Origin of the sequence: Kitasatospora sp. DSM 101779 (assembly GCF_025655475.1) — a bacterium.
Taxonomy (GTDB): domain Bacteria; phylum Actinomycetota; class Actinomycetes; order Streptomycetales; family Streptomycetaceae; genus Kitasatospora.
This window is the reverse complement of sequence record NZ_JAHTIK010000001.1, coordinates 3,418,868-3,443,733: the sequence shown is the minus strand read 5'-3', so window position 1 is coordinate 3,443,733 and position 24,866 is coordinate 3,418,868. Positions and strand designations below refer to the sequence as shown.

The 24,866-nt window shown below is 69.0% G+C and carries 17 protein-coding genes and 1 pseudogene; 11 read left to right on the top strand and 7 right to left on the bottom strand.

Annotated elements, in window-relative coordinates; translation table 11 throughout:
• Positions 1-199 precede the first annotated feature (199 nt).
• The 11 genes and pseudogenes from typA to KSNIM_RS15580 all read left to right on the top strand — a co-directional run.
• Complete coding sequence (gene typA / locus KSNIM_RS15630) at positions 200-2,104, top strand: translational GTPase TypA (RefSeq protein WP_263103818.1); 1,905 nt, start codon at positions 200-202, stop codon at positions 2,102-2,104.
• A 429-nt stretch (positions 2,105-2,533) separates the two neighbouring features.
• Positions 2,534-4,168 (top strand): ABC transporter substrate-binding protein, encoded by a 1,635-nt coding sequence (locus KSNIM_RS15625; RefSeq protein ID WP_263103817.1) that lies wholly within the window; start codon positions 2,534-2,536, stop codon positions 4,166-4,168.
• Positions 4,169-4,356: 188 nt separating this feature from the next.
• The gene (locus tag KSNIM_RS15620; protein WP_263103816.1) at positions 4,357-5,283 is read left to right on the top strand and encodes an ABC transporter permease; all 927 of its coding nucleotides are present in this window, start codon (positions 4,357-4,359) and stop codon (positions 5,281-5,283) included.
• Positions 5,276-6,217 (top strand): ABC transporter permease, encoded by a 942-nt coding sequence (locus KSNIM_RS15615; RefSeq protein WP_263103815.1) that lies wholly within the window; start codon positions 5,276-5,278, stop codon positions 6,215-6,217. Before KSNIM_RS15620 ends, KSNIM_RS15615 begins: the two co-directional genes overlap by 8 nt.
• A 17-nt stretch (positions 6,218-6,234) precedes the next feature.
• A complete protein-coding gene (locus KSNIM_RS15610; RefSeq protein ID WP_263103814.1) occupies positions 6,235-7,284 on the top strand; it encodes an ABC transporter ATP-binding protein in 1,050 nt (349 codons plus the stop codon).
• Positions 7,277-8,299 (top strand): ABC transporter ATP-binding protein, encoded by a 1,023-nt coding sequence (locus KSNIM_RS15605; protein ID WP_263103812.1) that lies wholly within the window; start codon positions 7,277-7,279, stop codon positions 8,297-8,299. Before KSNIM_RS15610 ends, KSNIM_RS15605 begins: the two co-directional genes overlap by 8 nt.
• Positions 8,300-8,452: 153 nt before the next feature.
• Positions 8,453-10,096, top strand: coding sequence for an ABC transporter substrate-binding protein (locus KSNIM_RS15600; RefSeq protein WP_263103811.1), 1,644 nt, complete (start codon positions 8,453-8,455; stop codon positions 10,094-10,096).
• Between the two features lie 66 nt (positions 10,097-10,162).
• Positions 10,163-11,086, top strand: coding sequence for an ABC transporter permease (locus tag KSNIM_RS15595; protein WP_263103810.1), 924 nt, complete (start codon positions 10,163-10,165; stop codon positions 11,084-11,086).
• Positions 11,079-12,107, top strand: coding sequence for an ABC transporter permease (locus KSNIM_RS15590; protein WP_411543720.1), 1,029 nt, complete (start codon positions 11,079-11,081; stop codon positions 12,105-12,107). The genes KSNIM_RS15595 and KSNIM_RS15590 overlap by 8 nt, the downstream gene beginning before the upstream one ends.
• Positions 12,108-12,125: 18 nt before the next feature.
• Entirely contained in the window at positions 12,126-13,205 is a 1,080-nt protein-coding gene (locus tag KSNIM_RS15585) for an ABC transporter ATP-binding protein (RefSeq protein ID WP_263103809.1), read from the top strand.
• A pseudogene (locus KSNIM_RS15580) lies at positions 13,195-14,280 on the top strand (ABC transporter ATP-binding protein); the annotation flags it as partial. The gene KSNIM_RS15585 and the pseudogene KSNIM_RS15580, both read left to right, overlap by 11 nt.
• Before the next feature lie 362 nt (positions 14,281-14,642).
• On the opposite strand, the gene KSNIM_RS15575 reads toward KSNIM_RS15580, so the two are convergent.
• From KSNIM_RS15575 to KSNIM_RS15545, 7 genes are all read right to left on the bottom strand, one after another.
• Positions 14,643-15,728, bottom strand: coding sequence for an ABC transporter ATP-binding protein (locus KSNIM_RS15575; RefSeq protein WP_263103808.1), 1,086 nt, complete (start codon positions 15,726-15,728; stop codon positions 14,643-14,645).
• A gap of 19 nt (positions 15,729-15,747) precedes the next feature.
• Positions 15,748-16,818: an ABC transporter ATP-binding protein gene (locus KSNIM_RS15570; RefSeq protein WP_263103807.1), complete on the bottom strand. Its 1,071-nt coding sequence runs from the start codon at positions 16,816-16,818 to the stop codon at positions 15,748-15,750.
• A gap of 62 nt (positions 16,819-16,880) precedes the next feature.
• On the bottom strand, positions 16,881-17,867 hold the full coding sequence (locus tag KSNIM_RS15565) for an ABC transporter permease (protein ID WP_263103806.1): 987 nt from the start codon (positions 17,865-17,867) through the stop codon (positions 16,881-16,883).
• Positions 17,868-18,006: 139 nt separating this feature from the next.
• Positions 18,007-19,776: an ABC transporter substrate-binding protein gene (locus KSNIM_RS15560; protein ID WP_263103805.1), complete on the bottom strand. Its 1,770-nt coding sequence runs from the start codon at positions 19,774-19,776 to the stop codon at positions 18,007-18,009.
• Positions 19,777-19,879: 103 nt separating this feature from the next.
• On the bottom strand, positions 19,880-20,923 hold the full coding sequence (locus KSNIM_RS15555; protein WP_263103804.1) for an ABC transporter permease: 1,044 nt from the start codon (positions 20,921-20,923) through the stop codon (positions 19,880-19,882).
• 490 nt (positions 20,924-21,413) lie between these two features.
• Positions 21,414-23,132: an ABC transporter family substrate-binding protein gene (locus KSNIM_RS15550; RefSeq protein WP_263103803.1), complete on the bottom strand. Its 1,719-nt coding sequence runs from the start codon at positions 23,130-23,132 to the stop codon at positions 21,414-21,416.
• A 308-nt stretch (positions 23,133-23,440) separates the two neighbouring features.
• Positions 23,441-24,866, bottom strand: a 1,426-nt coding sequence (locus KSNIM_RS15545) for a peptidoglycan binding domain-containing protein (RefSeq protein WP_263103802.1), incomplete at its 5' end; no start/stop codon positions are given.

The window sequence follows — 24,866 nt, the reverse complement described above, 5'->3', positions numbered from 1 at the left end:
TGTGATCTTGCACCCGGTGCCACCGGCGGTTTCGGCCCTTGACACGAATCCCCGTACCATAGGAGGAGCCGTGGCATGGTGTGCCCGGCGGGTGGACCGGTAGTAGCAGGCGGAACGGGCGGCCGCGATCGACAGGGATCGCAAGTCGGCGTCACGCAGCCGGGCGCCGAAACCCACGAACCGGGAGATTCCGCTCCGCATGCCCACGCGCAACGACATCCGTAACGTCGCCATCGTCGCCCACGTCGACCACGGCAAGACCACCCTGGTCGACGCCATGCTGAAGCAGGCCGGCGCCTTCGCCGCCCACCAGCAGCTCGACGACCGCATGATGGACTCCAACGACCTGGAGCGCGAGAAGGGCATCACCATTCTCGCGAAGAACACCGCGGTCAAGTACCACCCCAAGGACGGTGGCGCGCCGATCACCATCAACATCATCGACACCCCGGGCCACGCCGACTTCGGCGGCGAGGTCGAGCGCGGTCTGTCGATGGTGGACGCGGTCGTCCTGCTGGTCGACGCCTCCGAGGGCCCGCTGCCGCAGACCCGGTTCGTGCTCCGCAAGGCGCTCACCGCGCGGCTGCCCGTCATCCTCTGCATCAACAAGACCGACCGTCCGGACGCCCGGATCGACGAGGTCATCAACGAGACCTACGACCTGTTCCTGGACCTGGACGCCGACGAGGACCAGATCGAGTTCCCGATCGTCTACGCCTGCGCCCGCGACGGCGTCGCCTCGCTGACCAAGCCGGAGAACGGCACCGTCCCGGCGGACTCCACCAGCCTGGAGCCGTTCTTCTCCACCATCCTGGAGCACGTCCCGGCCCCGACCTACGACGACGCCGCCCCGCTGCAGGCGCACGTCACCAACCTGGACGCCGACAACTTCCTCGGCCGCATCGCGCTGCTCCGCGTCGAGCAGGGCGAGCTGCGCAAGGGCCAGACGGTGGCCTGGATCAAGCGCGACGGCTCGATCCAGAACGTCCGCATCTCCGAGCTGCTGATGACCGAGGCGCTCACCCGCAAGCCGGCCGAGGTGGCGGGCCCGGGTGACATCTGCGCGGTCGCCGGCATCTCCGACATCATGATCGGCGAGACCCTGGCCGACACCGAGAACCCGATCGCCCTGCCGCTGATCACGGTGGACGAGCCGGCCATCTCGATGACCATCGGCACCAACACCTCGCCGCTGGTCGGCAAGGGCGGCTCCGGCAAGGGTGCCGACGCCAAGTCCGGCGCGAAGGTCGACCGCAAGGTCACCGCCCGCCAGGTGAAGGACCGCCTGGACCGCGAGCTCATCGGCAACGTCTCGCTGCGCGTGCTGGACACCGAGCGGCCGGACGCCTGGGAGGTGCAGGGCCGCGGTGAGCTGGCGCTGGCCATCCTGATCGAGACCATGCGCCGCGAGGGCTTCGAGCTGACCGTGGGCAAGCCGCAGGTCGTCACCCGCGAGGTCAACGGCAAGACCCACGAGCCGGTCGAGCGCCTCACCGTGGACGTGCCCGAGGAGCACATGGGTGCCGTCACCCAGCTCATGGGCATCCGCAAGGGCCGGATGGACAACATGTCCAACCACGGCTCGGGCTGGGTCCGCATGGAGTTCGTGGTGCCGTCCCGCGGCCTGATCGGCTTCCGCACGGAGTTCCTCACCAACACCCGCGGCACCGGCATCGCGCACTCGATCCACGAGGGCTACGAGCCGTGGTTCGGCGCGCTGACGACCCGCAACAACGGCTCGCTGGTCGCCGACCGCGCCGGTGTGGTCACCGCCTTCGCGATGACCAACCTGCAGGAGCGCGGCGTGCTCTTCACCGACCCCGGCACCGAGGTGTACGAGGGCATGATCGTCGGCGAGAACTCCCGCTCCGACGACATGGACGTCAACATCACCAAGGAGAAGAAGCTCACCAACATGCGGTCCTCGACCGCGGACGTGACCGAGTCGATCGTGCCGCCGCGCAAGCTCTCGCTGGAGCAGTCGCTGGAGTTCTGCCGCGAGGACGAGTGCATCGAGGTGACCCCGGAGACCGTGCGCATCCGCAAGGTCGTCCTGGACCAGAAGGAGCGCGGCCGCACCGCCTCGCGCGCCAAGAAGGGCTGACGCCCCGGTAAGCCCCAGCACGGCAGACGAACGGCCGGCTCCCACCCCTCCGCGGGGCGGGAGCCGGCCGTTCGTCTGCCCGCGGACCGGGCCGGGTGTCCGGTATCCGGAGTGCCGCCGATGTCCGGTAATCGTGCGTGACCGTCCGTCATGCGCGACGACTGTCCGTTTGATGCCGGTTGGGTATGCCCTCAATGTCCAATTTGTGAAACCAATTCGTCGCGCATGTGACCAAATTGAGATCCGTAATGGTCCGATCCGCATCTCGCGGTGTCCGATAGTGGGACAGTCGAGCTCGGGTCACGGGTCACGCGCAGGGGTGCGCGCCGAACCTCGGGCGAGGAGGCACCGTCCGGTTCCGGCGCCCAAGCCGTTCACCGCGAGTGCGGTGCCCTCCACGTTTGCAACACGGATTCAGGAGGCACACCCATGCGCGGTGCCAGCCAGGCCAAGTGGGTCGTCGCAGCCGTCGCGGTCGCCCTCGCCGCGACCGCCTGCGGCAGCAGCGGTACGTCCGGCGGTGGCTCGTCCGACGGCGCGGTCAACGCCCAGGGCACCTTCAGCTACCAGAGCGCCGAGCCGCAGAACCCGCTCCAGCCGGCCAACGCCATGGAGAACCAGGGCGGCCGCGTCATCAAGCAGCTGTTCAAGGGCCTGGTCGACTACGACCCCGCCACCGGCAAGCTGCGCAACCAGGTCGCCGAGAAGATCGAGACCACCGACGCCCAGCACTACACCGTCACGCTGAAGAGCGGCTGGACCTTCCACGACGGAACCCCCGTCACCGCGCAGTCCTTCGTGGACGCCTGGAACTGGTCCGCCAACACCAAGAACGGCCAGATCAACTCCGACTGGTTCTCCGACATCGCCGGCTTCGAGGCCGTCCACCCGGAGAAGGGCGACCCGACCGCGGACAAGATGTCCGGCCTCAAGGTCGTGGACGACACCCACTTCACCATCGAGCTGACCGGCCCGGTCTCGTACTTCCAGTACAAGCTCGGCTACACCGCCTTCTCGCCGCTGCCGAAGGCGTTCTTCACCGACCCGGCGAAGTACGGCCAGTCGCCGATCGGCAACGGCCCCTACAAGTTCGTCTCGTGGGAGCACAACAAGGCGATCACCGTCGCCGCCTACGACAAGTACGCCGGCGCCGACAAGGCGAAGAACGGCGGCATCGTCTTCAAGAACTACACGCAGGCCGACGCCGCCTACAAGGACCTGGTCTCCGACAACCTGGACGTGCTCGACCAGGTCGACCCGAGCGACCTCGCCTCCTACAAGAGCGACCTCGGCGACCGCGCCGTCGACCAGGCCCAGGGCGCCATCCAGAACATCAGCTTCGCGCTCTACCAGGGCGACTGGAGCGGTGTCGACAAGGCCAAGGTCCGTCAGGGCCTGTCGATGGCGATCGACCGCGACACCATCACCAAGACCGTCCTCAACGGCTCGCGCCAGCCCGCCGACAGCTGGGTCGCCCCCGGCGCGATGGGCTACAAGGCCGGCACCTGCGGCGAGTTCTGCAAGTTCGACCCGGCCAAGGCCAAGGAGCTGATCCAGGCCGGCGGCGGCGTCCCGGGCAACAAGATCACCGTCGTGTACAACTCCGACGGCGGCCACAAGGAGTGGGTGGACGCGGTCTGCAACTCCATCCGCCAGTCCACCGGCGTGGAGTGCCTCGGCGACCCGAAGCCGGACTTCAAGACCTCGCGGGACCTGATCAAGAGCAAGAAGGTCCAGTCGATGATGCGCACCGGCTGGGTGCAGGACTACCCGCTGAACGCCAACTTCCTGCGCGACGTCTACGGCACCGGTGCCGCGGCCAACGACGCCGGCTACTCCAGCCCGGACTTCGACAAGCTGGCCGCCGAGGCGGACAAGGCCACCACCGTCGAGAAGACCGCCGAGCTGTACCAGCAGGCCGAGGCCCAGCTGGCCAAGGACATGCCGGCCATCCCGCTCTGGTACTACAAGACCAACTCGGGCTACTCGAACAACGTCCAGAACGTGAAGTTCGACTCGTTCGGCGACCCGGTCTTCACCCAGGTCGAGGTCAAGCAGAAGTAATCCGAACCGGCACCGCACGGCTCGGACCGACGCGGCCGGTGTCCGGTCCCACCCCGAACGGGTGGCCGGCACCGGCCGCCGTCGCCCTGCCCGCGGGCCGCCCCGGCCCACCGGCGCCGGGCGGGCGCGCGCAGGCCATGGACCTCTGAACGGGACGACAGTCCGTCAGAGCATTGGATGGAGGCACGATGGGGCGATTTGTCGCGAGGCGACTGCTCCAAATGATCCCGGTCTTCCTGGGAACGGTCACCCTGATCTTCTTCATGGTGCACGTCCTGCCGGGCGACCCGGTCGCCGCGATGTGGGGCGACAAGGCCCCCGACCCCGCCCAGGTCGCGGCGTTCAAGCACGAGATGGGCCTGGACAAGCCGCTGGTCCAGCAGTACTTCGACTACCTGGGCAACCTCCTGACCGGAGACTTCGGCACCGCGATGGACCACCGCAAGGTGATCGACAAGATCACCGCGGCGTTCCCCGTCACGATGCGCCTCGCCCTGCTGGCCTTCGCGATCGAGATGGTGCTCGGCGTGGCGATCGGCCTGTTCGCCGGCCTGCGCCGCGGCAAGGCCTTCGACAAGAGCACCCTGATGCTCACCCTGCTGCTCATCTCCGTCCCCGTGCCGGTGCTGGGCTTCGTCTTCCAGAACGTCTTCGCCACCCAGCTCAAGTGGGTCACCCCCACCGTCCAGGACTCCATGAACATGGGTCAGCTCGTGCTGCCCGCCGTGGTGCTGGGCTCCCTGTCGCTGGCCTACGTCGCGCGCCTGACCCGGACCTCGATCGTCGAGAACATCAAGTCCGACTACATGCGCACCGCGATCGCCAAGGGCCTGCCGCGCCGCCGTGTCATCGGCACCCACCTGCTGCGCAACTCGCTGATCCCGGTGGTCACCTTCCTCGGCACCGACCTCGGCGCCCTGATGGGCGGCGCGATCGTCACCGAGGGCATCTTCAACGTGAAGGGCGTCGGCTTCGAGCTCTACCACGCGATCAACCTCAAGGAAGGCGCCACCGTCTCCGGCTTCGTCGTCGTGCTGGTGCTCGTCTACCTCGCCGCCAGCCTGATCGTCGACCTGCTCTACGCGGTCCTGGACCCGAGGATCCGGTATGCCTGACCTGATCGAGAAGAAGAACGCCGGGATCCCGGCCCAGCGTGCCGAGTCGGCCGCCGAGCCCAAGCCGGAGAAGGCCCGCAGCCTCGGCCTCGACGCCTGGCACGACCTGCGCCGCCGGCCGATCTTCATCGTCTCCTCGCTGCTCATCCTGCTGCTGATCGCCATCGCGATCGCGCCCGGCCTGTTCACCTCGGTGGATCCGCGCGCCGGCGACCTGCGCAACCACTACCTGAGCCCGCCGAACTACGGCCACCTGTTCCAGGCCGACTGGTTCGGCTACGACGGCCAGGGCCGCTCGATCTACGCCCGCGTCCTCTACGGCGCCCGCGCCTCGGTCGTGGTCGGCATCTGCGTCACCGCCGGTGTGACGGTCCTCGGCGGCCTCACCGGCATGATCGCCGGCTACTTCGGCGGCTGGGTCGACACCCTGGTCTCCCGGATCACCGACATCTTCTTCGGCATCCCGCTGCTGCTGGGCGCGCTGGTCATCCTGAACGCCTTCACCTCGCGCACCGTGTGGAGCGTCGTCTTCGCACTGATCGCGCTCGGCTGGACGCAGATGACCCGCGTGATGCGCGGCTCGGTGATCACCGTCAAGCAGGCCGACTACGTGACGGCCGCCAAGGCGCTGGGCGCCGGAACCTTCCGGATCCTGTTCAAGCACATCCTGCCGAACGCCATCGCCCCGGTGATCGTGGTCGCCACCATCGCGCTGGGCGGCTACATCGCCACCGAGGCCACGCTGAGCTTCCTCGGCATCGGCCTGCAGGACCCGACCATCTCCTGGGGCATCGACATCAACTCGGCCCAGAAGGTGATCCGTACCGCGCCGTTCGCGCTGTTCTTCCCTGCGGGCATGCTGAGCCTCACCGTGCTGGCCTTCATCATGCTCGGCGACGCGGTGCGCGACGCCCTCGACCCGAAGCTGCGCTGAGAGAGGCGGAGAGCACCATGACCACCGTCATCGAGAAGGCCGAGCCGGCCGATCGGCTCACCCCCGGCACGCCGCTGCTGGAGGTCCGAGACCTGCACGTCGAGTTCAAGACCCGCGACGGCGTCGCCAAGGCCGTCAACGGCGTGAACTACTCGGTCGCCGCCGGTGAGACCCTCGCCGTCCTGGGCGAGTCCGGCTCCGGCAAGTCCGTCACCGCTCAGACGATCATGGGCATCCTGGACATGCCCCCCGGCCGGGTCACCGCCGGCGAGATCCTCTACCGCGGCCAGGACATGCTGAAGATGTCCAACGAGCAGCGCCGGAGGATCCGCGGCCGCAAGATCGCGATGATCTTCCAGGACGCACTCTCCTCGCTGAACCCGGTGCTCTCCGTGGGCTACCAGCTCGGCGAGATGTTCCGGGTGCACGAGGGCGCCTCCAAGAAGGAGGCCAAGGCCAAGGCCGTCGAGCTGATGGACCGCGTCCGGATCCCGGCCGCCGCCCAGCGGGTCGACGACTACCCGCACCAGTTCTCCGGCGGCATGCGCCAGCGCATCATGATCGCCATGGCGCTGGCCCTGCAGCCCGACCTGATCATCGCGGACGAGCCGACCACCGCCCTGGACGTCACCGTCCAGGCCCAGGTGATGGACCTGCTCGCGGAGCTGCAGGCCGAGTACAACATGGGTCTGATCCTGATCACCCACGACCTCGGCGTGGTCGCCGACGTGGCCGACAAGATCGCCGTGATGTACGCCGGCCGGATCGTCGAGACGGCGCCCGTCCACGAGCTGTACAAGAACCCCGCCCACCCCTACACCAAGGGCCTGCTCCGGTCGATTCCGCGACTGGACCAGAAGGGCGGGGACCTGTACGCCATCAAGGGCCTGCCGCCCAACCTCTACAAGGTGCCGTCCGGCTGCGCGTTCAACCCGCGCTGCGACGCGGCCACCGACCTGTGCCGCACCGAGATCCCGGCGCTGCACCAGGTGCTCGACAAGGACGGCGCGGAGCTCGAGGGCCGCCGCAGCGCCTGCCACCTCTGGAAGGAGACCCTCCATGGCTGAGCCCATCCTGGAGGTCAAGGACCTGGTCAAGCACTACCCGCTCCACCAGGGCATCCTCTTCAAGAAGCAGGTCGGTGCGGTCAAGGCCGTCGACGGCATCTCCTTCGAGCTGCACAAGGGCGAGACCCTCGGCATCGTCGGCGAGTCCGGCTGCGGCAAGTCGACGCTCGCCAAGGTCCTGATGAACCTGGAGCGGGCCACCTCCGGCCAGGTCCTCTACAAGGGCGAGGACATCTCCCGGCTCTCCGGCGCCGCCCTGAAGGCCGTCCGCCGCAACATCCAGATGGTGTTCCAGGACCCGTACACCTCGCTGAACCCGCGGATGACGGTCGGCGACATCATCGGCGAACCCTTCGAGATCCACCCCGAGGTGGCACCCAAGGGCGACCGGCGCAAGGCCGTGCAGGACCTGCTGGACGTGGTCGGCCTCAACCCGGAGTACATCAACCGGTACCCGCACCAGTTCTCCGGCGGCCAGCGCCAGCGCATCGGCATCGCCCGCGGCCTCGCACTCAAGCCCGAGGTGATCATCTGCGACGAGCCGGTCTCCGCCCTCGACGTCTCCGTCCAGGCCCAGGTGATCAACCTGCTGGAGCAGCTCCAGAAGGACTTCGAGCTCTCCTACATGTTCATCGCGCACGACCTCTCGATCGTCCGGCATATCTCCGACCGGGTCGGCGTGATGTACCTCGGCCGGATGGTCGAGATCGGCTCCGACGAGGAGATCTACGAGCACGCCACCCACCCGTACACCCAGGCGCTGCTCTCCGCCGTCCCCGTGCCCGACCCGACCGGCCGCGAGGGCCGCGAGCGGATCATCCTCTCCGGTGACATCCCCTCGCCGGCGAACCCGCCGTCCGGCTGCCGCTTCCGCACCCGCTGCTGGAAGGCGGAGGAGCGCTGCAGCACCGAGCTGCCGCTGCTCGCCGTCCCGGAGATCGGCGAGGGCCCGGCCAAGCACGCCTCGGCCTGTCACTTCGCCGCGGTCCGCGAGCCCCTCGCGGCGGCCTCCTGACCGGTCGGACGACCCCTTCGCGGGCCCGTGGTGCGAGCGCACCACGGGCCCGTGGGGTTTTCGGCACCCATCCGGCCGTATCCAGCTCGCGCCGCCGGTGACCCGCTCCTTCGATGGGGTGTGATGCGTCATACACCCAGAGGAGGAAGCCTCATGCCTGCAGCGACCAGAGCGCGCTGGGCCGTGGTCGTCGCGACGAGCGTGGTCCTGGTGGCCACCGGCTGCGGCAGCAGCGGGGGCGGAGGTGGAAGCAGCGGCGCCAGCGGAGGCACCGGCGGCATCGTGACCGCCTGGTGGGGCGACCCGCAGAACCCGCTCGAGCCGGCGAACACCAACGAGGTCAACGGCGGCGCCGTCATTGACATGATCTTCACCGGCCTGGTCCAGTACGACCCGAAGACCAGTGAACCGAGCAACGCCAACGCCGAGTCGATCACCTCGGACGACCAGCAGAACTGGACGGTCAAGCTCAAGCCGGGCTGGAAGTTCAGCGACGGCACCACGGTGACCGCGAAGTCCTACGTGGACGCCTGGAACTACGGCGCCCTCTCCACCAACAAGCAGCTGAACAGCAGCTTCTTCTCCTACATCCAGGGCTACGACCAGGTCGCGCCGGCGTCCGGCAACCCGACCGCGCAGACCCTGTCCGGCCTGAAGGTCGTCGACGACAACACCTTCACCGTGGCGCTCACCCAGAAGTTCTCCACCTGGCCCGCGACGCTCGGCTACTCGGCCTTCGTCCCGCTCCCGGCGAGCTTCTTCTCCGACCATGCGGCCTACCTCAACAAGCCGATCGGCAACGGCCCGTACGAGATCTCCTCGTGGACCAAGAGCGCGAAGATGGAGCTGCGGCCGTTCACCGGCTACGCAGGCTCGGACAAGCCCAAGAACGGCGGTATCGACCTCAAGGTCTACACCGACACCAACGCCGCCTACGCCGACCTCCAGGCCGGCAACCTCGACGTCGACAACGGCCTGCCGAACAGCGCGCTGAAGACCGTCGAGACCGACCTCAACGGGCGCTTCCTCAACACCCCCGCCGGCATCATCCAGACCATCTCCTTCCCGCTCTACCAGGCGAACTGGAACACACCCAACGCGCAGAAGGTCCGCCTCGGCCTCGCCATGGCGATCGACCGGAACACCATCACCAAGGTCGTGTTCAACAACACCCGCACGCCCGCCAGCGACTGGACCTCCCCGGTGCTCGGCGCCGCCGGCGGCTTCAAGGAGGGCATCTGCGGCCAGGCCTGCACCTACAACCCGACCATGGCCAAGCAGCTCGTCCAGGAGGGTGGCGGCATCCCCGGCGGCCAGCTCACCATCTCCTACAACGCCGACGGCCCGCACAAGGAGTGGGTCGACGCCGTCTGCAACAGCATCAACAACGCGCTCGGCAACACCAGCGCCTGCGTCGGCAACCCGATCGGCACCTTCGCGGACTTCCGCAACCAGGTCACCAGCAAGAAGATGACCGGGCCGTTCCGCACCGGCTGGCAGATGGACTACCCGCTGATCCAGAACTTCCTGCAGCCCGTGTACACCACCGGCGCCTCGTCGAACGACTCCGGCTACAGCAACCCGCAGTTCGACTCCCTGGTCAACCAGGCCAACGCCAACCCGGACAAGTCCGGAGCGATCAGCCAGTTCCAGGACGGCGAGAAGCTGCTCGCCACCGACCTGCCCGCGATCCCGCTCTGGTACCAGAACGGCACCGTCGGCTGGTCCGACCGCGTCACCAACGTCCTGCTCAACCCGTTCAGCGTCCCGGTCTACGACCAGATCACCGTCAAGTAGTCGGCAGCGGCTGCCGGGGCCGCAAGGCCCCGGCGCCGCCCTTCCGGCGGCCCCCTGGAGGTTCGCATGGGACGCTACGTCATCCGACGCCTGCTCCAGATGATCCCGGTCTTCCTCGGGAGCACCTTCCTCATCTTCGTGATGGTCCACGCGCTCGGCGACCCCGTGAACGCACTGTTCGGCGACCGGGCCCCCGACCCGGTCGTCGCCGCGCAGATCCGCAAGCAGTACAACCTGGACGAGCCACTGTGGCTCCAGTACCTGATCTACATGGGGAACCTGTTCCGCTGGGACTTCGGCACCACCTTCAACGGCCAGTCGGTCACCTCGCTGCTCGCCACCGCCTACCCGGCGACGATCAAGCTGACCGCGGTGGCCTTCACCATCGAGGTGATCTTCGGTGTCGGATTCGGCCTCATCAGCGGCCTGCGCCGCGGCGGCTGGTCGGACAACACGGTGCTGATCTTCACCCTGATCGTGATCTCCATCCCCACCTTCGTCACCGGCTACGTGCTCCAGTACCTGGTCGGCGTCCAGTGGGGCATCCTGCCCGCCACGGCCGGCGAGGACCTCACCCTCGAATCGCTGCTGCTGCCGGGCATCGTGCTCGCCTCGGTCTCGCTCGCCTACGTCGCCCGCCTCACCCGCACCACCGTCGCCGAGAACTCCCGGGCGGACTTCGTGCGGACCGCGGTCGCCAAGGGCCTGCCACGCCGCCGGGTCGTGCTCAACCACCTGCTGCGGAACTCGCTGATCCCGGTCGTCACCTTCCTCGGTGCCGACCTCGGCGCGCTCATGGGCGGCGCGCTGGTCACCGAGCGGATCTTCAACATCCACGGCGTCGGCTTCTACCTCTACCAGGGCATCGTCCGCCAGAACACGGCCACGGTCGTCGGCTTCGTGACCATCCTGATCATCATCTACCTGGCGGCCAACCTGCTCGTCGACCTGCTCTACGCGGTCCTGGACCCGAGGATCCGTTATGCCTGACCAGGAGAAGTACAACAAGGCGGACCCGCTCGCGGACGCTGGCACCGAGGAAGAAGAGATCCAGAGTGCCGTCGAGAGCCGGACCTTCGACCTCGGCACCATGGAAGCGCAGACTTTAATCAAGAACGAACGCCTCGACGACGAGCCCGAGGTCGCCGCAGCCGACGACCGCGTCAAGCCACGCAGCCTCTGGCAGGACGCCTGGCGGGACCTGCGCCGCAACCCGATCTTCATCATCTCCGGACTGCTCATCATCTTCCTGGTGGTGATGGCGATCTGGCCCGGGCTGTTCACCTCCACCGACCCGCTGAAGTGCGACCTCTCGAAGGCCCAGCAGGGCTCCGAGTCCGGCCACCCCTTCGGCTTCGACGGGCAGGGCTGCGACGTCTACGCCCGCACCGTGTACGGTGCCCGCGCCTCCATCACCGTCGGTGTCTGCGCGACCGTCGGCGCCGCCCTGGTCGGCACCACGCTCGGCGGCCTGGCCGGCTTCCTCGGCGGCTGGTCCGACTCGGTCATCTCCCGGGTCGCCGACATCTTCTTCGGCATCCCGATCCTGCTCGGCGGCCTGGTCTTCCTCTCGGTCATCCCGAGCCGGTCGATCTGGATCGTGGTCGCCTTCATCGTGGTGCTCGGCTGGCCGCAGATCGCCCGCATCGGCCGAGGCGCCGTGATCACGGCGAAACAGCAGGACTACGTCACCGCGGCCCGGGCCCTCGGCGCGAGCAACTCACGGCTGATGCTCCGGCACATCCTGCCCAACGCGGTCGCCCCGATCATCGTGGTGGCCACCATCGCGCTCGGCACCTACATCGCCCTGGAGGCCACCCTGAGCTTCCTCGGCGTCGGTCTCAAGCCGCCGACCGTCTCCTGGGGCATCGACATCTCCTCGGCCTCGGCGACCTTCCGCAACGCCCCGCACATGCTGCTCTACCCGGCCGGTGCGCTGAGCATCACCGTCCTGGCGTTCATCATGCTCGGCGACGCCGTCCGCGACGCACTCGACCCGAAGCTGCGCTGAGAGGGGCCCCCACCAACCATGAACAGCGGCAACAGCGACGACGACGCCGGCGCCATCCTGATCGACTCCCGGGCGTCCGGTGGCGGTGCGCCCGGCGACGACCTGCTCGACGTGCGCGGCCTGCAGGTCGAGTTCCGCACCCGCGACGGCGTCGCCAAGGCCGTCAACGGCGTGAACTACTCGGTCGCCGCCGGTGAGACCCTCGCCGTCCTGGGCGAGTCCGGCTCCGGCAAGTCCGTCACCGCCCAGGCGATCATGGGCATCCTGGACAGCCCGCCCGGCTACGTCACCGGCGGCGAGATCGTCTTCAAGGGCCGCGACCTGCTCAAGCTCGGCAACGAGGAGCGCCGGAAGATCCGCGGCGAGCAGATGGCCATGATCTTCCAGGACGCGCTGTCCGCCCTGAACCCCGTGCACTCGGTCGGCATGCAGCTCGGCGAGATGTACCGGGTGCACCGCGGGGTCTCCCGCAAGGAGGCCAAGGCCAAGGCCGTCGAGCTGATGGACCGCGTCCGGATCCCGGCCGCCAAGGAACGCGTCAACGACTATCCGCACCAGTTCTCCGGCGGCATGCGCCAGCGCATCATGATCGCCATGGCGCTGGCCCTGGAACCGGACCTGATCATCGCGGACGAGCCGACCACCGCCCTGGACGTCACCGTCCAGGCGCAGGTGATGGACCTGCTCGCGGAGCTGCAGGCCGAGTACAACATGGGTCTGATCCTGATCACCCACGACCTCGGCGTGGTCGCCGACGTGGCCGACAAGATCGCCGTGATGTACGCCGGCCGGATCGTCGAGACCGCCCCCGTCCACGAGCTGTACAAGAACCCCGCCCACCCGTACAGCCGCGGCCTGCTCGACTCCATCCCGCGACTGGACCAGAAGGGCCAGGAGCTGTACGCCATCAAGGGCCTGCCGCCCAACCTGCTGCGGATCCCCCCGGGCTGCGCCTTCAACCCGCGCTGCCCGCGGGCCCAGGACATCTGCCGGCGGGAGGAGCCCGAGCTGTTCGAGGTCACCGGCGACGACGGCGCGCCCCTGCCGGGGCGGGGCAGCGCGTGCTTCTTCTGGAAGGAGACCCTCCATGACGTCTGACGGGGCGGGAACGGTGGACGCCGTGCCCGAGGACGCCGCGTTCGCCCGGGAGGTGCCCCGCGGCGAGCCGATCCTGCAGGTGAGGGACCTGGTCAAGTACTTCCCGCTGACCCAGGGCATCATCATCAAGAAGCAGGTCGGCGCGGTGAAGGCCGTCGACGGCGTCTCCTTCGACCTGATGCAGGGTGAGACCCTCGGCATCGTCGGCGAGTCCGGCTGCGGCAAGTCGACGCTCGCCAAGGTGCTGATGAACCTGGAGCCCGCCACCAGCGGCTCCGTCCGGTTCAAGGGCGAGGAGATCTCCCACCTCAAGGGCACGGCGCTCAAGCACGTCCGCCGCAACATCCAGATGGTGTTCCAGGACCCGTACACCTCGCTGAACCCGCGGATGACGGTCGGCGACATCATCGGCGAGCCCTTCGAGATCCACCCCGAGGTGGCGCCCAAGGGCGACCGGCGCAAGGCCGTGCAGGACCTGCTGGACGTGGTCGGCCTCAACCCGGAGTACATCAACCGGTACCCGCACCAGTTCTCCGGCGGCCAGCGCCAGCGCATCGGCATCGCCCGCGGCCTCGCGCTCAAGCCCGAGGTGATCATCTGCGACGAGCCGGTCTCCGCCCTCGACGTCTCCGTCCAGGCCCAGGTGATCAACCTGCTGGAGAAGCTGCAGAACGAGTTCAGCCTGTCGTACATGTTCATCGCGCACGACCTCTCGATCGTCCGGCACATCTCCGACCGGGTCGGCGTGATGTACCTCGGCCGGATGGTCGAGATCGGCTCCGACGAGGAGATCTACGAGCACGCCATCCACCCGTACACCCAGGCGCTGCTCTCCGCCGTGCCGGTCCCGGACCCGGCCGCCCGCGAGGAGCGGGACCGGATCGTGCTGACCGGCGACGTGCCCTCGCCGGCGAACCCGCCGTCCGGCTGCCGCTTCCGCACCCGCTGCTGGAAGGCGCAGGAGAAGTGTGCCGTCGAGGTCCCCCTGCTCGTCGTCCGCCCGTGGCTGGAGGGATGGGCCGCGCACGAGTCCGCTTGTCACTTCGCGGCGGAGCGCGACATCGAGCAGAGCGCGGCGGAGCGCGGCGTCGAGCAGAGCGCGGCGGAGCGCGGCATCGAGCGGGGTGCGGCGGAGCGCGAGTTCGAGCGGGGTGCGGCGGAGCGCGACACCGGACAGGGCCCGACGGAACCCGGCACCGGCACCGAGGGCACCGGACAGGGCCCGACGGAACCCGGCACCGGCACCGAGGGCACCGGACAGCGCCCGACGGAACCCGGCACCGGCACCGAGGGCACCGGACAGGGCCCCACGGAACCCGGCACCGGCACCGAGGGCACCGGGCAGAACGGCCCGCCCCCGCCGGCGTAGCAAGGGCGAAGGGCCCCCTCCACCGGAGTGGAGGGGGCCCTTCGCCGTACGTCCGCGGCGGTGCGCCGTCAGAGCTCCTCGGCCGTCTCCCGCTGCGCCGGAACGTCGGCGGCGAGGGTGGTGCCCTCCTCGGGGAAGTGGCAGGCCGTCAGGTGGCCCTCGCGGCTGCCGGAGAGCTGCACCAGCGGCGGCTCCTCGGTCGCGCACTTGTCCTGCGCCTTCCAGCACCGGGTGCGGAAGCGGCAGCCCGACGGCGGGTTGATCGGCGACGGGACGTCGCCGACCAGGCGGATCCGCTCGCGGGCGTCGTCCGGGTCCGGCTCCGGCACGGCGGAGAGCAGGGCGTGCGTGTACGGGTGCCGCGGCGCCTCGTACAGCGACTGGCGGTCGGCGATCTCCACGATCTTGCCGAGGTACATCACCGCGACGCGCTGCGAGAAGTGCCGCACGACGGCGAGGTCGTGGGCGATGAACAGGAAGGCGATGCCGAGGTCCTTCTGCAGCTGCTGCAGCAGGTTGACGACCTGGGCCTGGATGGAGACGTCCAGTGCGGAGACCGGCTCGTCGGCCACGATCAGCTTCGGGTTCAGCGACAGCGCGCGGGCGACGCCGATGCGCTGCCGCTGGCCGCCGGAGAACTCGTGCGGGAAGCGGTTGTAGTGCTCCGGGTTGAGGCCGACCGTCTCCAGCAGCTCCTGGACGCGCCGCTGGACGCCGCCGGGCGGGTTGATCCCGTTGATCTCCATCGGCGCGGAGATGATCGAACCGACGGTGTGCCGCGGGTTCAGCGAGGAGTACGGGTCCTGGAAGATCATCTGGATCTCGGACCGGATCGGCGCGAGCTCCTTGCGCGAGGCGTGCGTGATGTCGCGGCCCGCGTAGGAGATCGAACCGGCGGTGGGCTCCAGCAGGCGGGTGACCAGCCGGCCGGTGGTCGACTTGCCGCAGCCGGACTCGCCGACCAGGCCCACCGACTCACCGGCGTGCACGGTCAGGTCGATCCCGTCGACCGCGTGGACGGCGCCCACCTTGCGCTTGAACAGGAAGCCGTCCATCACCGGGAAGTGCTTCTGCAGGCCGGAGATGGTCAGCAGCGGGTCGCCGGCGGCCGGGGTGCCCTGTGCGGACTTGTCGAGGGTCAGCTCGTTGCTCATGGTGTCTCTGCCCGTCCTGTCAGCCGAGCCGCGGCTGGATCTGATCGATGAAGATGTCCTGCTTCTGGGCCGCCGTCAGGTGGCAGGCCGTCGCGTGACCGGCCTCCGGGAGGAGGGCCGGGCGCTCGCTGGTGCAGCCGCCGCCGACGACCTTCTCGCGGAAGTCGCAGCGGGGGTTGAACGGGCAGCCGGACGGCAGGTTGATCAGGCTCGGCGGGGTGCCGCGGACCGGCCGCAGCGGAACGTCGACCGGGCCGGAGAGGTTCGGCATGGAGGAGAGCAGACCCCAGGTGTAGGGGTGCTGCGGGGTCTTGAGCACCTCGCGCACCGTGCCCCGCTCCACCGCGCGGCCCGCGTACATCACCATGATCTTCTGCGCGGTGTTGGCGACCACGCCGAGGTCGTGGGTGATCAGGATGATGGCGGTGCCCATCTCCTGCTGCAGGTCCTTCAGCAGGTCGAGGATCTGCGCCTGCACGGTGACGTCCAGCGCGGTGGTCGGCTCGTCCGCGATGACCAGCTTGGGGTTGCAGACCAGCGACATCGCGATCATCGCGCGCTGGCGCATGCCGCCGGAGAACTGGTGCGGATAGTCGTCCACGCGCACGTTCGGCTGCGGGATGCCGACCTTGGTCAGCATCTCGATCGCCCGGTCCCGGGCCTCCTTCTTGGAGGCGCCGGTGTGCTTGCGGAAGGTCTCGCCGATCTGCTTGCCGATCGTGTGGAACGGCGACAGGGCGGTGAGCGGGTCCTGGAAGATCATCGACATGGTCTTGCCGCGGAGCTTCTCCAGCTCCTTGGTGGACGCGCCCACCAGCTCCTGGCCGGCCAGCTTGATCGAGCCGGTGATGTCGGTCTTCTCCGGGTTGTGGAGGCCGAGGATCGCCAGGTTGGTGACGGACTTGCCGGACCCGGACTCACCGACGATGCCGAGCGTGGTGCCCGGCTCCACGTCGAACGAGAGGTTGTCCACGGCCCGGACCACGCCGTCCTCGGTGCTGAAGCGGACCGAGAGGTCGCGGACTGAGAGGAAGGCGGTGCTGCTGCCGCCGCCGGCGGCCGCCTCCTCGGGCTTGGCCTGGGTGGTCATGGACTGGGCTCCTCGGTGCGGTACGTGAGGTGGGGATGCGGTTGCGGCCAGGGGTGCGGCCGTCAGGCCAGGCGGATGCGCGGGTCGATCAGGGCGTAGACGGCGTCGACCACGATGTTGAAGATCACGATGAAGGTGGCGGCCACCATCGTCACACCGACCAGCATCGACAGGTCGGAGTCGATGAAGGACCGGATCGCGAGCTCGCCCAGGCCGTGCAGGCCGAAGGTGCTCTCCGTGATGATCGCACCGCCGAGCAGGACGCCCAGGTCGATGCCGAAGACGGTGACGATGGTGCCCATCGCGCCGCGCCAGGCGTACCGCATGAAGACCGAGGTGCCCGACATGCCCTTGGCCCGGGCGGTGCGGACGTAGTCCTCGGTGAGCTGCTCGACCATCGAGGAGCGGGTCATACGGGTGTAGTTGGCCGTCCAGATCAGCGAGAGCACGATCCACGGGACGAGCAGGCCGGTGAACCAGCCGATCGGGTCCTCGGTGATCGGCACGTAGGTGGGCAGGTCCAGCAGGTCGGTGCTGTAGACGAGCGCCCAGAGCGCCAGCGGGCCGGCGACGTAGATCTGCATCGAGGTGGCGACCAGCGAGGCGGCACTGGCGATCTTGTCCGCCGCCTTGCCCTGCTTGTGGGCGGCCAGCATGCCGGTGCCGATGCCGAAGATCAGGAAGACGACGGCCGAGCCGACGGTCAGCGACAGCGTGGTCGGGAAGCGGTCCATCAGGGTGTCGAGGACCATGTCCTTCTTGACGAAGGACCAGCCGAAGCACGGCGCGTCGCAGTGCGGGACGTCACCGCCGGGGTACGTGTGGCCGACGAAGATGCCCGACAGCCAGTTCCAGTACTGCATGGGGACGGACTGGTCGAGCCCCATGCTGTGCTTGATCAGGACGAGGTTCTCGGGTGAACAGACCTTGCCGCAGTACAGCCGCGCCGGATCCGCCGGGATGGCGAAGAAGAGCGCGAAGGTGACCATGCTGATGATCAGCAGGATGACGAGGGCGCCGAGGGATCGGCGGACTAGGAATCGGAGCATGGGGTCGGGCTCTCCTGATCGGGGCGCCGGCTGCGGGTGCGGTGGCTTGCAGGGGCGGGGTAGGGCTGAAGGGGGCCGACCGGTGGGGCACCGGCCTTCCGGCCGGTGCCCCACCGCGGCTACTGCGTGGTGCCGATGACTACTTGACGTAGATGTTCAGCGGCGACTGCAGACCGAACAGGGTGTCGTACTTCACGCCGCCCAGGCCGGAGCCGTACAGGCTCAGCGAGCGCTGGTAGACGTCCGGGATGGAGACGGCCTTCTGCTGGAGCTTCTTGTCCAGGGCCGCCCACGCCTTGCCCTGCTCGACCGGGTCGGCGATCTTGACCGCGGCGTCGATCGCGGAGTTGACCTCCGGGTCGTTCAGGTGCGCGTAGTTGGAGGCACCGTCCGCGATCGCGCGGCCGTCCCACACCGGCTGCAGCGAGGTGTAGCCGGTCGGCCAGTCGGCGCCCCAGCCGCCCCAGTACAGGTCGTACTCGTTGTTCACGAGGCCGATGGCGTCGTAGTAGGTCTTGGCGTCGAGCGGCTTCGGAACGAACTTGAAGCCGGCCGCCTCCAGGGCGACGCGGATCGCCTCGGTGACCTTCTGCTGCAGCGGGGTGTTGTTGTAGGCGTAGACGATGGTCTGGCCCATCGCGTTGGCCTCGGTGAGCAGCTTCTTGGCCGCCTCCGGGTCGCCCTGCGGCTTCTTGAGCGTGTCGTAGACGTCGCTCTTCTCGTAGCCCAGGACGGTCGGGCTCATGTAGGTGGTGGCGTAGTCGCCGTAGCTGGTGCCGCCCTGGAGCTGACGGGTCTGCTGGTGCGGGAAGGCCCGGATGAGCGCCTCGCGGACCTTCTGGTCCTTGATGCGGGTGTTGTTGATGAAGTAGTAGTCGACGTACGGCGACAGGCCCTCGAGCGTGCGGGGCTTGAGCTTCTCGTCGGCCTTCACCTGGTCGATGAAGCTGGGGTGGACCTGGTTGTGGAAGCTGAAGGCGAGCTTGTCGGCACCGTTGTCCGCCATGAAGCGCTCGGTGGACTGCTGCGCCTGGACACCGAACTCCATGTGCCACTTGTCCGGGTAGGCGTTCCGGATCGGGTCGGTGGCCGGGTCCCAGTTGGGGTTGCGGACCAGGTCGAGCGACTTGTCGGTGACGTGCTCGACGATCTGGTACGGGCCGGACGAGAACGGCTTCTTGTCGTAGGCGTCCTTGGTGTCCTGGGCCTTCGGCACCACGCCGTAACCGGTCATCGCCAGGGTGAAGTTGGCGTCCGGGTGGGCGTCCTTGAAGGTGAAGACGACGGTCTTGGCGTCGGGCGCCTGCACGGCGTCCAGGCTCTTGCCGTCGTACGGACCGGCGTACGCCTCGCGGTACTTGTCACCGGCGAGCCAGGTCTGGACGTAGGTCGGGCCCGACTTCACGAAGGAGGCGAAGGTGCGCTCGATCGAGTACTTGACGTCGGCCGAGGTGATCGGGGTGCCGTCCTGCCACTTCACGCCGTCCTTCAGCGTGAACTTCCAGGTCTTGCCGCCGTCGGTGGTGGTGCCCGTGTCGGTGGCGAGGTCGCCGACCAGCTTCTGGGTGCCGTCCGGCAGGTACTTGTAGCCCGTCAGCTGACGGGTGAGCAGCAGCGAGACCTCGCTGTTGTAGTTCAGGTAGATCTGCGCCGGGTCGAGGTGCGAGAAGTCGTCGCGGTCGATCATGTTGACCGTGCCGCCCTTCTTCGCGTTCGGCTCCGCGGCCGCCGGGCCCTTGGAGTCCTCGGCCGTGCCGACCGAAATGCTGGCGGCCTTCACCGGCTCCTTGGAGGCGCCGGAGGCGGCGCCGTCGCCGTTGGAGTGGCCGCTGGAGCACGCGGTGGTGACGGTCAGGGCCCCGGCCACCATGATGGCGGCGGCGAGCCGCCGCGACTTGCGAGCGTTCATCTTCATCCTGCCTGTGGAAGGTGTCTGCATTTCAGTTGGGTGCCCGGGGCTGGGGTGCCCATCCCCCCGGAGTCTTTGGGGCTGCTCGGCGCCGCCGGTGGGGTCAGCGGTTGGCCTTCGGGTCGAATGCGTCCCGGACGGAGTCGCCGAGCAGGTTGAACGCGAGGACGAACAGCACCATCGCCAGACCCGGGAAGATCAGGAAGGTGATGTCGGTTCGCAGGTACTGGGCCGCGTCGGCGATCATGCGGCCCCAGTCGGGGGTGGGCTCGGTGACACCGACGCCCAGGTAGGACAGACCGGCCTCGGCCGTGACGAAGGCGGGGAGCGCCAGCGTCGACTGCACCAGGATCGGCGTCCACAGGTTGGGGAGGAGCTCCTTGAAGATGATCCGCGCCGGCGAGGCGCCGGTCACCTTCGCCGCCTCGACGAACTCCCGCTCGCGCAGCGACAGGGTGGTGGCGCGCAGGATGCGGGCCAGCGACATCCAGCCGAGCAGCGAGAGGACGATCGTCACCGCGGTGAAGGACAGCCAGGTCGGCTGCGCCTCGTTGTTGGCGACCAGCAGGCCGGTGACCACCGGCATGGTGGCGATCAGGAAGATCTGCGACGGGAACGACATCAGGATGTCGATGATCCGGCCGATCAGGTAGTCGGTCTTGCCGCCGAGGTAGCCGGCCGCGATGCCCAGCGCCACACCGATGACGGTGGTGAGCAGGGAGACCGCGAAGGCGATCAGCAGCGAGGTGCGGATGCCGTAGATCAGCAGGATGAACAGGTCGCGGCCCAGACCGGGCTCGAGACCGAACCAGAAGTCGCCGCTCATACCGCCGTTGGGGCCCATCGGCAGACCCGAGTCGGTCAGCAGGCCGTCCGCGTTCTGGCCGTAGTGGGTGACCGGGTCCTTGCCGTAGACCATCGAGATCACGGGCGCGAGGAGGGCGATCACCACGAAGGCCAGCACGATCACGCCGCTGACCACGCCGGTGCGGTCGCGCAGGAAGCGCCGCCACATGAGCTTGCCCGGGGAGAGGCCCCGGAAGCCAGGATCTGACGGAGCGTCGGCCGAGCTGTTGGCGGCGAGGTCCGACGTGGACCCGACCAGAACGCTGTCGTCGTCCGTCGTGGCCCCGGTTGGCGTCGTCATGGTGCTAAAGCTCCCGACCGTGGTCTGTGTGCAGCAAGGAGAAAAAGTTGGATGCACGGACTCTTGCAAGTCGTTAATCGAACGTCAAGAGTTCCTCACTTCGCGGACGCCCATTTCTTGCTTCGTGCTGCAATATCAACCACTTCGTAGTGCGGAATCGCTTGACATGCTCTCTGTGAGACGGTCAAAAGCGGACATATATCGGCATAGCGCGTTCACGCGTCCGTAACGTGCCGGGGTGGCATCCGCTATGTGGACGCCGAATCCCGCGGCGCCAAGAGTCGATGCGCGTAGACCTGTTGTCCGTTTTGGTCATTCCAGGGCGAATTGTCGACGGTGTTGCGGCGTCCGATAATCGGACACTAGTGTTTTGCGGTAGGCCGGGCGAATATTTGGGCATGCCCGGGGGTGGGTCGCCGAGCAATTCGCCCCCGCTCTTGGATGGCAAATTCACGCCACTGGCGAGTATTCGCCGTACATTCTTCCGCGGCTACTTCTGGAAGCCGATGTCCTCGTAGACCGGATCGGACAGTCCGGGCGCACCCAGGTTGGCAACCGTCCGCCGCGCCGCGTAGATCGCCGGTCGCTGGTACAGCGGGATGAGGCCGGCCACCTGCCACGCCTGTTCGTCGGCCCGGTTGATGGCCTCGTAGCCCTCCTTGGCGGTCTCGCCCGACGCGGCGTCAGCGATGGCCGCGTCGAGCGCCTCGCTGCCCACCTGGGAGACGTTCCCGCCCGCCCCCTGCTGGAAGGTACTGGCCAACGAGGTTGCCGGGAAAGGGGTTCCCGCGATGTCGAGCAGGGTGAGGTCGAAGTCGTGCCGGTTGACGTACCGGGAGAGGAAGTCGGTGTTCGGCACCTTCTGCACGGTGACCTGGATGCCGGCGAGCGCCAGCATCTCCAGCACCTGTGTGCTCTCGGCGGCCGCCACCTGGCCGGTGTCCGGCACGACCAGGCGGAGCGTCAGCGGCTTGCCGTCCTTGCTGCGCATCCCGAAGCCCGGCCGGTCCCATCCGGCCTTGTCGAGTTCGGCGTCCGCGGCGTCCACGTCGTACTGGCTCAGTCCGGCCGAGTTGTCGCGGTAGCCGTTCTGCCCCGGCACCAGGAAGTGGTTGTTCATCGGGGTGTACACCCAGTCCAGCCCCTTGAGGCCGGTGCGGGCGATGGACTCCCGGTCGATCGCCCGCAGCACGGCCCGCCGCACCGCGGCGTCGGTCAGCTGCGGGCTGCGGCCGTTCAGCACCAGCGCACGGACGTTCGGGCCGCCGGCCTTGCGGATCTCGCCGTTGTCGACGGCCGCGGCGCGGCGGTAGGCCGCGGCGTCCGGGCCGATGTCGAAGTAGTCCACGCTGCCCCGGGCGAAGGCGTCCGCCATCGCACCCGGGTCCATCGCGCGGAAGACGATCCGGTCCAGCAGGGGCTTCTCGCCCCACCAGCCCGGGTCCGCCTCCAGGGTGACCGCACCCGTGGCCCGGTCGATCCCGGCGGGCCGAAAGGGGCCCGCGGTGGCCGGGATGCGGTCCGCCCAGCCGGTGTTGAACTGCTCGGCGGTGCCGGCGTACTGGGCGGGCAGCAACGGGGTGTCCGCCGCGTTGTTGAACATCGACTGCCACTCGGAGAACCGGGTGCGGAAGACCATCACGGCCTGGAAGTCGTCCTTGCCGCGGGTCACCGACTCGACCCGGTCGAAGCCCGCCGCGGAGGCCGTCCGGTACTCCGGGTCGGTGCCGTTCAGCGCCCGCCAGGTGGCGGCCAGGTCGCGCCAGGTGATCGGAGTGCCGTCGGACCAGTGCGCCTTGGGGTTGAGGGTCCAGGTGACCGTCTGCCGGCCGCCCTCGGTGCCGCTCACCGCGCCCAGCAGGAACGCCTTGTTGGGGGTCTGGGTGCCGCCCGCGTCGGAGTGCCAGAAGCTCGGCAGCAGGGCCTTCATGACCGCCGTGGTGGCGGGCTCGGCGCCGTCCACGTGCAGCGGGTTGAACTGGGTGGGCAGGCGGTCCACTGCCCACTGCAGGGTGCCGCCCTTCTTCAGGGCCGTCCGCGGCCGGGGGTTGGTGGCGGACAGCGTCATGCGCTGCGTCCCGCCGTCCACCCGGGCGGTGCCGCCGTCGGATCCGGCCGACGGCTCGCCACTGCTCGCGCAGGAGCAGAGGGCGAGCGCCAGCGCGGCCGCCGACGCGGTCAGGGCGAGCGGGAACCTGGGTCTGGTCACGAGGGTCTCCCAGCGGAGCGGTGCGGCGGGGGTGGCCGTCTGCGCGGGTTGGGGCGGCTCGGCTGGGGGCACATCCTGCTGACCGGGCGCGCGCATTGTCGACCGGGCCCCGATCAAGGATTGGTAACGCGGGGCGGGAGGCGGCCGGGACGGGTGTCTTGCCCGGTTTTGCCCCGCCACTGGCGAGTAACCGCCAGAGCGCGGCGGAGGCCGGGCCCGGACCGGCGGGAGCCGGCGGGCCCGGCCTCCGGGGCCGTGCGCGTGGGTGGACCGGCCGGGGGAGGACGGTCCGTGAGGACGGGCGGGGATCAGGCGGGGAAGGTGAAGACCCGGTCCCTGCCGGTCTTGTCGATCACCGAGGCGACGCCGTCCGCGACGTCCTGCGGGGTGATCGGGGCGAGCGCCCCGTTCTTGCGGGTCTTCGCCTTGTCGAAGACGCCGTTCAGCGCGGCGTCCAGCTTGTCCAGGTCCCAGGTGAGGACGATCTTGCCGGAGGCGTCCGGGGCCAGGGTCAGCGCCTTGCTGGCCGTCAGCTTGCCGAAGTCCCACTTCACCTTGCCGGCCTTCAGCGTCACGTTGCCGTTGAGGACCTGCTTGCCGAGTGCGGCCGCGGCCGCCTTGAGGGCGTCCTCGCCGACCTTCGGCTGGGCCGCGGTCAGCGTCAGCGCGACCTCGCCCTCGGGCCGGCCGGCCGCGCGGTCGCGGTACGCCTGCTCGACCTGGGTCGCGGCGGCCGCCGAGTCCAGGCCCTGCCCGGGCTTGCCGGGGACGACCTCGGTCTGGCCCGTCTCGGTGAAGCGGACGTAGCCCTCCTTGAGGCCCTGGCCGGACTTCGCGGCCAGCTCGTCCAGGGCGGCCTTGAGCTTCGACTGGTCGACCTTGACCTCCGGCGCGACCGCCTTCGAGCCGCCCGCCAGCGAGCCGATCACCTCGACGGGGTTGTAGCTGTGCTTGGTCAGACCGTCCACGGTGCCGGTGGTGTCGAAGCTCAGACCGGCCGTCGCCGGGTCGAGGGTCAGCGCCTGGCCGCCCAGCTTGAGCTTGATCGGCTCCTTGCCCGTCTTGGCCACCGACGCGTCGAGCGCGCTCACCGCCTGGTCGCGGGTGTCGCCGCCGATGTCGGTGCCGAGCACGGTGGTGCCCTCGGGGATGTCGGCCTGGTTGAGCATCAGGCCGGTGCCGTACGCGGCGGCGCCGGCGAAGAGCAGGCCACCGACGGCGTAGCCGGCCAGCTTGCCCGCCTTGCCGCGCTTCTTGGGTGCGGGCTCGGTGGTCTCGGCCTTCGGGGGGGCCGGCTTCGGGGCCGGCGCGGGCGCCGCCTCGGCGGGGGCGGGGCGCCCCCGGTCGGGAGCGGCACCGCCGAACGGGCCGCCGAACGGATCGGCCTGCGCGGGCGTACCGCCGAAGGGATCGGCGAACGGGTCGGCGGCGGCCGGGGCCGCGCCGGGCGCGAACGGGTCCGCGGGAGCGGCGAAGGGGGTTGCGGGAGCCGCGAAGGGGCCCGCGGCAGGGGCGCCGAACGGGTCGGCCGGGCCGGCGAACGGGTCCGCCGCCGGGGGAGCCGAGCCGAAGAGGCTGGCGGTCGGCACACCCGGTATCGAACCGCCCGGGCGGGCCTCGTCACGGATCGGCTCGAAGCCGCCGACCTGGGTGTCCTCGGGCTCCGGCTGCGCGGCACCGGCCGCCCGGCCCGCGGCGAACGGGTCGGCCGGGCCGGTGCGGAACGGGTTCTCC

Coding starts and splice junctions, on each gene's coding strand:
- KSNIM_RS15625 (WP_263103817.1), top strand. CDS start 2,534: ATGCGCGGTGCCAGCCAGGCCAAGTGGGTCGTCGCAGCCGTCGCGGTC.
- typA (WP_263103818.1), top strand. CDS start 200: ATGCCCACGCGCAACGACATCCGTAACGTCGCCATCGTCGCCCACGTC.
- KSNIM_RS15600 (WP_263103811.1), top strand. CDS start 8,453: ATGCCTGCAGCGACCAGAGCGCGCTGGGCCGTGGTCGTCGCGACGAGC.
- KSNIM_RS15615 (WP_263103815.1), top strand. CDS start 5,276: ATGCCTGACCTGATCGAGAAGAAGAACGCCGGGATCCCGGCCCAGCGT.
- KSNIM_RS15620 (WP_263103816.1), top strand. CDS start 4,357: ATGGGGCGATTTGTCGCGAGGCGACTGCTCCAAATGATCCCGGTCTTC.
- KSNIM_RS15570 (WP_263103807.1), bottom strand. CDS start 16,818: ATGACCACCCAGGCCAAGCCCGAGGAGGCGGCCGCCGGCGGCGGCAGC.
- KSNIM_RS15610 (WP_263103814.1), top strand. CDS start 6,235: ATGACCACCGTCATCGAGAAGGCCGAGCCGGCCGATCGGCTCACCCCC.
- KSNIM_RS15605 (WP_263103812.1), top strand. CDS start 7,277: ATGGCTGAGCCCATCCTGGAGGTCAAGGACCTGGTCAAGCACTACCCG.
- KSNIM_RS15590 (WP_411543720.1), top strand. CDS start 11,079: ATGCCTGACCAGGAGAAGTACAACAAGGCGGACCCGCTCGCGGACGCT.
- KSNIM_RS15565 (WP_263103806.1), bottom strand. CDS start 17,867: ATGCTCCGATTCCTAGTCCGCCGATCCCTCGGCGCCCTCGTCATCCTG.
- KSNIM_RS15595 (WP_263103810.1), top strand. CDS start 10,163: ATGGGACGCTACGTCATCCGACGCCTGCTCCAGATGATCCCGGTCTTC.
- KSNIM_RS15585 (WP_263103809.1), top strand. CDS start 12,126: ATGAACAGCGGCAACAGCGACGACGACGCCGGCGCCATCCTGATCGAC.
- KSNIM_RS15555 (WP_263103804.1), bottom strand. CDS start 20,923: ATGACGACGCCAACCGGGGCCACGACGGACGACGACAGCGTTCTGGTC.
- KSNIM_RS15575 (WP_263103808.1), bottom strand. CDS start 15,728: ATGAGCAACGAGCTGACCCTCGACAAGTCCGCACAGGGCACCCCGGCC.
- KSNIM_RS15560 (WP_263103805.1), bottom strand. CDS start 19,776: ATGAACGCTCGCAAGTCGCGGCGGCTCGCCGCCGCCATCATGGTGGCC.